The 7,138-nt window shown below is 73.1% G+C and carries 6 protein-coding genes; 3 read left to right on the forward strand and 3 right to left on the reverse strand.

What is annotated here, in order from left to right:
- Positions 1 to 25: 25 nt before the first annotated feature.
- Genes AB0B41_RS20495 through AB0B41_RS20505 form a run of 3 tightly spaced genes read right to left on the reverse strand, consistent with a single transcriptional unit; the run spans position 26 to position 3,884 of the window.
- Positions 26 to 514, reverse strand: a complete 489-nt coding sequence (locus AB0B41_RS20495) for a DUF5134 domain-containing protein (protein WP_358205498.1) — start codon at positions 512 to 514, stop codon at positions 26 to 28.
- Complete coding sequence (locus AB0B41_RS20500) at positions 511 to 2,439, reverse strand: primary-amine oxidase (RefSeq protein WP_358205501.1); 1,929 nt, start codon at positions 2,437 to 2,439, stop codon at positions 511 to 513. The genes AB0B41_RS20495 and AB0B41_RS20500 overlap by 4 nt, the downstream gene beginning before the upstream one ends.
- Positions 2,440 to 2,453: 14 nt before the next feature.
- Positions 2,454 to 3,884 (reverse strand): APC family permease, encoded by a 1,431-nt coding sequence (locus tag AB0B41_RS20505; protein WP_358205503.1) that lies wholly within the window; start codon positions 3,882 to 3,884, stop codon positions 2,454 to 2,456.
- A 201-nt stretch (positions 3,885 to 4,085) separates the two neighbouring features.
- Between AB0B41_RS20505 and AB0B41_RS20510 the strand changes: the two genes are divergently transcribed.
- From AB0B41_RS20510 to AB0B41_RS20520, 3 genes are all read left to right on the forward strand, one after another.
- Positions 4,086 to 5,552, forward strand: coding sequence for an APC family permease (locus AB0B41_RS20510; protein WP_358205505.1), 1,467 nt, complete (start codon positions 4,086 to 4,088; stop codon positions 5,550 to 5,552).
- Positions 5,549 to 6,295, forward strand: coding sequence for an IclR family transcriptional regulator C-terminal domain-containing protein (locus tag AB0B41_RS20515; protein ID WP_358205507.1), 747 nt, complete (start codon positions 5,549 to 5,551; stop codon positions 6,293 to 6,295). Before AB0B41_RS20510 ends, AB0B41_RS20515 begins: the two co-directional genes overlap by 4 nt.
- Positions 6,296 to 6,362: 67 nt before the next feature.
- The gene (locus tag AB0B41_RS20520; protein WP_358205510.1) at positions 6,363 to 6,848 is read left to right on the forward strand and encodes an SRPBCC family protein; all 486 of its coding nucleotides are present in this window, start codon (positions 6,363 to 6,365) and stop codon (positions 6,846 to 6,848) included.
- Positions 6,849 to 7,138 lie beyond the last annotated feature (290 nt).

The raw sequence follows: 7,138 nt of genomic DNA on the forward strand, positions 1-7,138 counted from the left end.
GCCCCCTCCGGGCCGTCAGAGCACGTCAGATCATCGTGAGGAAGGTGGTCGCCATCGCCCCGCTCATCACGAGGTGGGCGACCGGTTCCGCGCGGAACCGGCCGCGCAGCGCCTCCAGCCAGCGCCCGCTCCGCACGGCGAAGTAGCCGGTCAGGGCCAGGCAGACGGCCGCGACGGTGAGGCCGCCGTGGTCTCCCGCGACGAACGGCATCGCCACCATCGCGCACGCGGCGAGGCAGCTGTGGACGACTGCGCCGTTCTCGTTGCCCTCGCCCCGCCGTCGTCCGGCCAGGGTGAACAGGCAGGACACCACGGCGAGGGCGGCCGACAGGACGAGCCCGCCGGCCGCCATCGCGCACATCGCGAGCGCCATGCCACTGTGCCCCAGCGCGGTGAGGCGGTGCGCCGGGCCGCCCACCCGGTCGCCGCGGAGGGCGCGGGCGAGGAAGACCGCCGCGGCGAGCAGGCACGCCACGCCGACGACGACCTCCCACCAGCCCGCGCCGTGCATCACTCGGCCCCGCGGTCCTTGCCGGGGCCGTGGACCTCGCCCTGGGTGTGGCAGTGGCCGTTGCTCGAGGCCGGGATGTCGAGCGCGGGGTTGCGGTCGAAGAAGCCCGACGGCTTGAGCACGAAGCCGGTGTAGTCGACCGGCATGATCGGCCAGTCCTCCGGGCGCGGGAAGTGCGTGAGCCCGAAGGTGTGCCACACGACGATGTCCTCGCCGTCGACCGGCCGGTCCGCCTGCACCCAGGCCGGCAGCCCGGCGCCGCCCGGGTTCTGGTTCACGAAGTCACCGGCGGGGTAGCGCTCGTCCGCGTCGTACTGCGTGACCCACAGCGCCTTGCTGGCGAAGGTGGCGCGGGACCGGATCACCGACGCGTCGTCGGCCAGCAGGGTCGGCTGACCCTCCGGGTGCAGGGTGTACCCGACGGGCTGGCCCAGGGCGTTGGTCTTCTCGGTGTTGATGATGTGCCAGACCCGGCCGGTGGCGCCGTTGGCGTCGCGCTGGGCGTCGGACTCCCGGGACAGGCGGGTGACCTTGCGGGCGAAGGCGTTGCCGTAGGGGTTGCCCTCGCCCATCGGGACCCGCGCGGCCTCGATCTCCTCGACGGCGTTGCGCCCGCCGTCGACGGTCATGTCCAGCCGGGCGGAGAACAGGTGCTGGTGGAACGGTGCGCCCAGGCCGGGCGCGATCTCGGTGGCGTACTCGCCGGGCGTGCCCGAGGTGAACACGATGCCGGTGGCCTTGGCCTCGAGCTCGATGGTGCCGTCGAGGTAGAGGTACCAGTAGAAGCCGTAGTCGTAGTTGCCGATCGGCGTGAAGAAGCTGATCACCAGGCGGCGCTGGCGGCGGGTCTCGCGGGAGCCGGTGAACATGTCCGAGTGCTTCCAGAGGACGCCGTAGTCCTCCTCGTGCATGCAGATCGCGTTCTGGATGGTGCGCGGGTTGCCGAGGTCGTCGGCGATCACGGCGTCCGTGTAGAGGATGTCGCCGAGGCAGTCGCAGCCCAGCTGCAGCGAGTCGGCGTAGCGGGCGAACATGTACTCGCCGCAGTCGAAGTAGTTCTGCCAGAAGCGGACCGGCGACGGGTCGGCGTAGGGGACCACCATCTCGGCCACGGAGGCCCGGTAGCAGATCGGGCGGCCGTCGAAGGCGATCTGGTGCAGGGTCAGGCCCTCGCGCTCGTTGAACCCGATGCGCAGGTCCCACTTGCCCCAGCGGACGTGCCCGTCCTCGACGGTGAACGAGCGGCCCTCCGGCTGGGTGATCTCGATCGGCTTGAGGTCGAGCGGCGGGCCCTGGACCTCGGGGTCGTCGAAGTTGCCGGTGGTCTCGGGCACGGGGTGCTCGGCGTGGTCGACGACGCGGTCCACGGTGCGGGCGGTGAGGTCGACGTAGGCGACGAGCCCGTCGATCGGGTGCGCCCACGGGTGGTCCTTCTCGTGGTCCTGGCGGAAGCCGAAGGCGCGGACCACGCGGTGGCCCGGGTGCTCCGGGTAGTCGTCGAAGGCGCCGGCGGACAGCGGGACCGCGCGCACCTGCGCCGGGTCGACGCCGCGGCGCTCGAGGGCCGCGCGCCAGTCGGCGGCGCCGTTGAGGATGTCCTCGATCATCTCGAACTCGGTGTCGATGATCGGCGGCTGGCCGTCGCGCGGCGGGTCGAGCTCGCGGTTGGACACGACCGAGCGGGAGTCGGTGGACACCACGACGTCCCAGGAGCGTCCGCTGGCGATGTCGAGCAGCACCACGCGGAAGCGGCGGTCGGTCTGCGCACCGCTCAGGACCGCGCCCTTGGTGGGCTCCTCGGGCGTGAAGAAGGTGTAGCGGACGGTCTCGCCCAGCAGCCCGGCGTCGAGCAGCACCTCGCGGACGGTGCTCACCTCGGCCTCGGTGGTCATGGCGAGCGCGTGCGTACGGTTCTCGAGAGTGGTCATGGGAGGTGCTCCTTTCAGGCCGCGTCGGCGGCCGGGGACGGGGTGGCCGGGAGGGAGCCGGACACCGTGCGCAGGCGGGACCAGACGAGGCCGAAGACGAACGCCAGCACGAGGATCGCGCCGATGCCGAAGGCCAGTGCGCCCGAGCCGCCGATCAGCGTCGGGAAGTTCGAGACGGTGAGGACGAGGCAGGCCAGCAGGCCGACCAGGCCGAGGGCGGGCGCGACGAGGGTGTGCCACACCCGGGTGTCGACGCGGTTGCGGCGGAAGTACACGAGCACCGCAGCGCAGGTCAGGGTCATCAGCCCGAGCACGCCGAGCGTCGCGGTGCCGGCCATCCACGCGAAGACCTGGGTCACCGGGTCCATCCCGGCGATCGCGAAGATCACCAGGAACGACGCCGCGACGATCGTCTGGGTCAGCGAGGCGACGTGCGGCGAGGAGTGGCGGGGGTGGCTGCGCCCCACCGCCGGGTGCAGCGCGCCGGAGTTGCCGAGCGAGAAGTAGTAGCGCGCCAGCACGTTGTGGAAGGACAGCGCGGCGGCGAACAGGCTGGTCATGAGCAGGACCTGGGCGACGTCGCCGCCGGCGGGCCCGAGGACGTTCGTGATCGTCGTGACGATCATGTTGCCGGGATCGGCGGCCGCCGCCTCGATCGCGGCGGCGTCGCCCCACGCGGACACGACGGCCCAGCTGGACAGGGTGTAGAAGACGCCGATCAGCAGGAGCGCGGTGTAGGTGGCGCGGGGGATGGTGCGCTGCGGGTCGCGGGCCTCGTCGCGGAACACCGCGGTGGCCTCGAACCCGATGAACGACGCGATGGCGAACATGATCGCGATGCCCAGCGAGCCGGAGACGAACTGCGGGGGCTGCACGAACGCGGTCGAGAGGTGCTCGCCCCGGCCGATCACCACGGCGTCGAACACCAGCACGATGGCGACCTCGGCGATCAGCAGGGCGCCGAGCACCTTGCCGGACAGCTCGATGTGCCGGTACCCGAGCACCCCGACGACGGCGGCCACGACCAGCGACCACACGTACCAGGGCAGCGCGGGCCCGCCCCAGTGCTGGACCAGGGCGTCGATCACGGCGCCGATGTAGCCGAACACCGCCAGCTGCACGGCGGCGTACGTGACCAGGGCGAGGAACGCGGAGCCGAGCCCGAGCGGGCGCCCGAGCCCCTTCTGCACGTACGAGTAGAAGGCGCCGGCGTTCGGGACGTGCCTGCTCATCGCGCAGAACCCGACCGCGAACAGCAGCAGGATCCCGCAGCACAGGGCGAAGGTGGTGGGGAAGGCGGCGCCGTTGCCCGCGGCCAGGCCGAGCGGGACGGTGCCGGCGATGACGGTCAGCGGCGCGGCGGCGGCCACGACCATGAACACGATCGACCCCACGCCGAGCCTGCCGGTGAGGGTGTGTGGTCGATCCGATCCCGTGACGCTCATCAGCGGCTCTCCAGGTGACTCGGATGAGTGATGTCGACCACCGTGGGCGGCTGCGCCGCGTGAGTCAAAGCACGTTCTCATTCGGACCCGGGGATGCCGCCACGGTTCTCATTCCAGGGGTCGATGCTGGTCACGGCGGTGCACGCTGTGGCTAACATTCCCCACCTACGCTCGGGGCCGTGCGTGGGAGAGGGGCGTCGGATGCGCGATGAGGCGCGCTTGCGGTTGCGCAGCCGGTCGCCGGTCGAGGGGCTGGAGCGCCGCCGGCTGGGGCCGCTCGAGGTCTTCGCCCAGTCGGTCTCGGGCGCTGCGCCGTCGGCCGCGATGGCCGCGACGCCGGCGATCGTCGCCGTCTCCGCCGGGCACGGCACGGTGTGGTCGTTCGCCATCGCGACCGCGCTCGCGCTCCTGGTCGCGGGCTGCATCGCCCGGTTCACCCGACGCATGGCCGCGTCCGGCGGGCTGTACAGCCTCACCGCGAAGGGGCTGACCCCGGCCGCGGCCTACGCCAGCGCGCTGGCGTCCTTGCTCGGGTACGGGCTGCTGGCGGCCGGCGCCCTGGTCGGCGCCACCCTCTACCTCCAGGCGCTGCTCGACCACCTGTGGGGCGCGGGTGGCGGTCGCCTCGGCGCCGCGGTCGTGATGGCCGTGATCGGGCTCGGCACCGGGGTGCTGGTGCTGCGCGGCGCCCGGCTCTCCGCGCGGGTCGTGCTGCTGGCCGAGAGCATCTCGATCACCCTGATGCTGATCGTGTTCTCGCTGCTGCTCGCCGGCGGACCGGCCGGCGGGGCGGCACCCGCCGAGGCGACGGCGATGCCGCCGCCCGGGTTCGGCGGGATCGTCGCCGGGGTGCTGCCGGCCCTGGCCGCCTTCATCGGGTTCGAGATCGCGACGTCGCTCGGCACGGAGGTGCGCAAGCCCTTCCGCAGCGTGCCGCGGGCCGTCGGGCTGACCGCGGCGGTGGCCGGCGTGCTCTACGTCTTCGCCGCCCAGGTCCAGGTCTTCGGCTTCTCCGCCACCCCCGGCGGCCTGGCGGGCCAGGCCGAGCCGGTGGTCGCGCTCGCCGCGGCCAAGGGCTGGGGCTGGCTGCCGGTGCTGCTGGATCTCGGGCTGGTCATGTCCTTCGTCGCCTGCGGCCTGGCGACGGCGACGGCGCTGGCCCGGGTGCTGTTCTCGCTCTCCCGGGACGGGGTGGCCCCGCAGGCGTTCGGCCGCACCCACCGTCGGTTCCGGACCCCGCACCTCGCGGTCCTCGCGTCCGTGCCTGTGACGACCGGGGTGCCGGTGCTGCTGCTCGCCGCCGGCGTCCCCCTCCCGACGGTGCTGGTCACGGTGCTGACCCTCGCGGCCTGCGGCTTCCTGCTCGCCTACCTGTTGGTGTGCGCGGCCGCCCCGGTGTTCCTGCACCGGATCGGCGAGCTGACCTGGCCCGCGGTCGCCGTCAGCGCGGTGATCGTGCCCATCCTGCTGGTCGTGCTCGTCGCGTTCGTGGTCACGCGGCCGCTGTCGGGCCTCCTGCTCGCCGGGCTCGCGGTGCTCGGTGCGGCCGGCTACCTGGTCGTCCGCCTGAGGAGGCCGGCGGCGCTCGCCGGTATCGGGGTGTACGACGAGACCACCACCGCGGACGTCCTCTTCCCCCACCGCGGCCCCCACAGCGGCGCGGCATGACCGGGCCCATCCCGCTGTCGGGACGGCAGCCGAAGGCCGTCCGGAGCGCGTTGCACGTGCTCGAGGAGGTCGTCGCCGCGGGTCCCGGCGTCACGGCGAAGGAGATCTCCGAGTCGCTCGCCATGCCCCAGGCCACGACCTACCGGATCCTCAACCTGCTGGTCGCCGAGGAGTACCTGGTCCGGCTGCCCGATCTGAGCGGGTTCGCGCTCGGCCGCCGGGCGGCCCGGCTCGCGCTGCCCGCGACGACCGTCCTCAACACGGCCGCCCGGGCCGTCGTCGACCACATGCGGGCGCAGACCCGGTGGGCGGTGCACGTCGCCTGGTTCGCCGCCGGGCAGATCTCCCTGATCGACCCCGATCCCGACCATCCCGCCCCGGACCCGAGCCAGCTGGCGCGCTTCCCGTACGCGTTCGCCCTGGGCCGGTTGCTGCTGGCCGAGCAGGCGGACTGGCGCGCGCTGGTCCGGGACGTCCGCCCGTTCACGGCGCGCACGGTGACCTCGGAGTCGGAGCTCGACCGGACGTTGAAGGCCGTGGCGCGGGACGGCCTGGCGCGGCAGTGCGGGGAGTTCCGGGAGGACCGGGGCTGCATCGCCGTGCCCATCCGCGGGCCGCGGGACGGCCGGCTCGTCGCGGGGATCGCCCTCACCGGCCCGGCCGCCCGCATCGCCGAGCCCAACGAGGAGATCATCAAGCTCCTGCGCGACCACGCCGCCCGACTGGCGCCGCTGCTGGCCTGACCGGCTCGGCAAGGGTGGCCGTCGTCGCGAGTACCTTGCGGGGCCCGCAGGTACAGGGAGGTGCGGCATGAGCGACGTCACGCAGATGGAGGCCAGGAGGGTCGTCCACGCCCCGGCCGGCCGCGTCTTCGCGGTCCTCGCGGACCCGGGTCGGCACCCGGCGATCGACGGCTCCGGGATGCTGCGCGGCACCGACAGCGGCCCGATCACCGCGGCAGGCCAGGTGTTCGCGATGAACATGCACCACGACGACCTCGGCGACTACCGCGTCTTCAACACCGTCACCGAGTTCGAACCGGAGGCGGTCGTGGGCTGGGCACCCCGGCTCGACCCCGACTGCGAGCTGGCCGAGAAACAGCTCGCGGGGATCAGGACGGGTGGGCACACGTACACCTACCGCCTCACCGAGGTCGGCGACGGCACCGAGGTCACCGAGACCTACGACTGGTCCGGCGTGAGCGACCCGAAGTTCGAGGCGTTCTGCCCGCTCGTGAGCCGCGAGCAGCTCGTCGGCACCCTCGAGAGGCTGGCCCGCGCCGTCGAGACGCGCTGACGACCACGTGGTCGCGACATGCGTCTGCCCCGAGGCCGGATGGCGGGGCCTCGGGGCAGACGCGTCCTGCGTGACCTCACCGCGCCCGCCCGATGCTCCCCAGCTCCGGGCGGACGACCTGTCGACGTGGGGTCCGCGGGTCGTCGTGCGGGCGAACGGCGCTCTCGTTCACGAGGTGTGAGCGAGGGCGCCGTTCACCGGGGTCAGTCGAAGGGGCCGTTGAGCAGGCCGCCGGCGGGGCCGTCGAGGTAGGTGAAGCCGGGGTCGGGGAACTCGGTCTCGAGGCCGTC

The organism is Pseudonocardia sp. NPDC049154, from assembly GCF_040648315.1.
GTDB lineage: Bacteria > Actinomycetota > Actinomycetes > Mycobacteriales > Pseudonocardiaceae > Pseudonocardia.

Bases quoted from the DNA above. Each gene is read 5' to 3' on its own strand.
- AB0B41_RS20500 (WP_358205501.1), bottom strand. From the start codon at position 2,439: ATGACCACTCTCGAGAACCGTACGCACGCGCTCGCCATGACCACCGAG.
- AB0B41_RS20515 (WP_358205507.1), top strand. From the start codon at position 5,549: ATGACCGGGCCCATCCCGCTGTCGGGACGGCAGCCGAAGGCCGTCCGG.
- AB0B41_RS20505 (WP_358205503.1), bottom strand. From the start codon at position 3,884: ATGAGCGTCACGGGATCGGATCGACCACACACCCTCACCGGCAGGCTC.
- AB0B41_RS20520 (WP_358205510.1), top strand. From the start codon at position 6,363: ATGAGCGACGTCACGCAGATGGAGGCCAGGAGGGTCGTCCACGCCCCG.
- AB0B41_RS20510 (WP_358205505.1), top strand. From the start codon at position 4,086: ATGCGCGATGAGGCGCGCTTGCGGTTGCGCAGCCGGTCGCCGGTCGAG.